Here is a 3,195-nt window from a genome sequence, read left to right as displayed (position 1 = left end):
CAACTAGGATAAGAATGGGAGCAAAAGCTATCGTGTACGCCGCCGACGTTGAGGCTATCCCCATTTTCCATCGTCTGGTGAGCGGCATTGATGATACTACAGCCATTGGTGTAAAAAACCAGGTTTCCTTCCTTATCACAAATCATGCCTATGGGGTCCAAGTGTATAGGAAGATCAAAGTAAGAAACCTCTGGTTCTCCTGAACGGAAATCTATCAAGGTTCCTCCGTGGTAAATATCAGTGGGCAATAGGCGAGGTGAACCGAGTACCCATTGGGCATCATGAGCGGCCTGGGCAGAGAGCAAGATGGGGAATAATGCTGTGAGGAAAAAGTAGAGGTAGCGAAGCATGATAATGGTATTATTGGCTTTGGATTCAAAACGGCGCTGCTAATGCACAACCACCTTCCGACTCGTATACCCATCCGGTAAAAACACCCGCAAATAATAAAAGCCCGGGGGCAAATCCCTCACATCAATACGCTCAGTTGGCCCGAAAAAGCTTTTCAATAATCGGCCTCGCGAATCCCAAAGCTGAACTTGCTTTATGGGCTGGCCCGAACTCGTGATGTAGATATAATCACTCGCCGGGTTGGGGTATACCTGAATGGTAGCAGCCTCCTCAGCGAGATCATTGACCGCCACCGGTGGAGGCCCGTTGACGCCCAAGGTATCACAAGGGCTTCCTTCTACATCCCAGGTTTGAAAGTAGGGATAACGTTTTGGCTATGCGTAGTGCGGGATTAAAATGCACTTCACTTTCGGTTTACCATTATGTTTTTTAATATTCATTTACTTTAAATTTAGCGCCAAAACCCTCATTACGTATAGCTTTTGTTGTGCGTTCGTTTTTTATCTTTAAACGGTTGAAGCTCTATCAAAGCCAACTGTTTCTCTATAGAGTTGTGGTGACACATCTGCATTCTTTTTAAAAAATCTACTAAAATAATATTCATCATTATAACCCAATTCAAACGCTATTTCTTTCACGCTTTTATTAGTCAGATACAGTTCTCTTTTAGCTTCAATGATGATGCGTTCAGAGATTAAGTCGGTCAAGGTTTTGTTGAAATGTGCCTTCGTTATTTTGGTTAAAGCTTTTGGCGAAATAGATAGCAATTCCGCATAGTCGCTGGCGGTATGTTTGGTCCTGTAATGGGATTCAATATAGCCTTTTAGGTTTTGTAATATAAAGGGCTCTTTATTTTCTGCTGTTACTTTTTTTGCATCAACTTGTTGTTCTGTTTTTAGTCTAGATGCTGAAATCAAAAATATTTTCAGGTAGGAAATCAGTAATTCATATTGTGCCAAATCAGGTTTTTGCATTTCAGTTTTGATCTGGTCAATAATCATTTCAAAATTTGCTTTTACAGCCTCATTTATATGAATAAATGGCGGGTCATATATGTTGTTGAACAATACTCCGTTGCATGCTACATCTTTTTGATGCTTATGAATGCAAAAGAAATCAGGATGAAAATTTATAACTGTACCACTAATTTCATCTTCAGAATTTAGCATAAAAGGTTGATAGGGTGAAAAAGAAAATAACGTATCCTCTTGAAAGTCATAGTTTGAAAAATCTGCCTTTACGTTTCCCTTCCCCTTTTTAACCCAAATGAGGGAATAATAATTCATCCGCTGAATATGGTCAAATGGGTTTTGGTTTTCAAAATTATATATTTTGAAAGCCAGGTTACCCGTTTGGGGGTTGATGAATGTGAAATGGTTATTTTGTATCATAGTCCAATATTAGATCAGCTTTCTTTCGCTTTCATCAATTTTTAAGTCATTAATACTTGCAAACCGTTTTTGCATAAGTCCATTTTCGTTAAACTCCCAGAGTTCGTTGCCATATGCCCTGTACCATTGGTCATTTTTACCTTGATATTCATACTCAAAGCGCACCGCCATTCTGTTTTCTCGAAATCCCCAAAGTTCTTTTTTTAATTTGTAATTTCTTTCTTTATTCCACTTTTCCGTCAGGAATAATACAATTTCCTCCCGTCCATTGATAAATTGAGTTCTGTTTCTCCATTCAGAATCTATTGTATATGCTTTTGATACACTTACAGGATCTTTGCTATTCCATGCATCTTCTGCTTTCTGCACTTTTTCGATTGCAGACTCTATTGTAAAAGGTGGAAGTGGATATTTTTTTTCTTCTTGATTCATTTTTCGTTGATTTAGTAAAGATAAAAAGAGGGAAACCTGGTAATTCAATTTCCCTCTTTTTAGATTGTAGTTTACAAACTTTCTGCTATTGGGAAATCAACTGGTACTTTGGTAAGGTTGTGCAAATAGTTCATTGCTGTCTTATCACTCACCTGAAGAATTAAATCAACGAGATTCTCCTTTGAATATCCTTGGGCGAAAAAGTCCTGAACGTTTTCATCACTTGCATTTCCTTTATTTTTGGTGATGTCTGCTGCCAATTTTACTAAGGCATTCAGCCTTTCATTTTCGCTTTCACCCTTACGAATGCCTAATAATTGCGCTTCGTCAAATCCATTCATTTTTCCCAATACAAGATGTGCACTTTGGCAATAAATACATCCGTTGACCTGGCTTACTATTAAGTTTACCGCTTCTTTTTCCTTGTTCGATAATGAGGTTTTGGCGTTTTGGAAATCTAAATACCTTTTGAGGCCATTGTCTGAATAAGCAATAGTGGCGTATAGGTTAGGAACAAAGCCCAATGCCTTATTTAAATTATCAAAAATCTCTTGGTTCGTAGATGATACTTGTTCTCTTGAAGGAACTTTAAATTCTGTTTTAACTAAATTTTCCATTTTTATGTATTTTAATATTGTTTGTCAATATTGACGATACAAAGGTGGCAAGCATTCCTATTGAATAAAATGGACGATTCTCGTTAATGGATGGACGATTTTCTTGGAGGAGATTAAATGACGCACAACGGAGGTGCATAACCATGCAGGGTGGCCAGGTCAAAACCGTGTTGTTCTGCATTGCAGGCCAGTCCTGGCTGGTCAGGGTTATGGATCACATGAAGCACATTAGACGAGCCCCGTGCCGTGCCGTATATTTTTCCGTCTGCCGCCAGGCGCATATTGTGAAATGCAGCAGGCAAAGACGGATAGCCCAAGACCAGATAACCATCGTATTCGGCAATCCGTATGCGGCTGGCAGCCACGTCTTCTGCCGCTAAATCATACTGGTACATGTACCTGCC

At 39.2% G+C, this 3,195-nt stretch carries 6 protein-coding genes; all 6 read right to left on the bottom strand.

Going from position 1 to position 3,195, the window contains the following annotated elements; all coding sequences use genetic code 11:
• Nucleotides 1-350: hypothetical protein (locus tag A3EU_RS31865; protein ID WP_044086885.1), on the bottom strand; the 350-nt coding region annotated here is incomplete at its 3' end.
• A 39-nt stretch (nucleotides 351-389) separates the two neighbouring features.
• Entirely contained in the window at nucleotides 390-644 is a 255-nt protein-coding gene (locus tag A3EU_RS35620) for a T9SS type A sorting domain-containing protein (RefSeq protein WP_425412745.1), read from the bottom strand.
• A gap of 213 nt (nucleotides 645-857) precedes the next feature.
• Complete coding sequence (locus A3EU_RS0125595) at nucleotides 858-1,742, bottom strand: helix-turn-helix domain-containing protein (RefSeq protein ID WP_020539044.1); 885 nt, start codon at nucleotides 1,740-1,742, stop codon at nucleotides 858-860.
• Nucleotides 1,743-1,751: 9 nt separating this feature from the next.
• On the bottom strand, nucleotides 1,752-2,174 hold the full coding sequence (locus A3EU_RS0125590) for a nuclear transport factor 2 family protein (protein ID WP_026211591.1): 423 nt from the start codon (nucleotides 2,172-2,174) through the stop codon (nucleotides 1,752-1,754).
• A 71-nt stretch (nucleotides 2,175-2,245) separates the two neighbouring features.
• Nucleotides 2,246-2,791 (bottom strand): carboxymuconolactone decarboxylase family protein, encoded by a 546-nt coding sequence (locus tag A3EU_RS0125585; RefSeq protein ID WP_020539042.1) that lies wholly within the window; start codon nucleotides 2,789-2,791, stop codon nucleotides 2,246-2,248.
• A gap of 113 nt (nucleotides 2,792-2,904) precedes the next feature.
• Nucleotides 2,905-3,195: hypothetical protein (locus A3EU_RS34670; protein WP_044086857.1), on the bottom strand; the 291-nt coding region annotated here is incomplete at its 5' end.

The sequence above is a fragment of the Lewinella cohaerens DSM 23179 genome (genome assembly GCF_000379805.1).
In the GTDB taxonomy this organism is placed as follows: Bacteria; Bacteroidota; Bacteroidia; order Chitinophagales; family Saprospiraceae; genus Lewinella; species Lewinella cohaerens.
The sequence above is the reverse complement of the archived record's forward strand: the minus strand, read 5'-3'. Positions and strand labels throughout refer to the sequence as shown.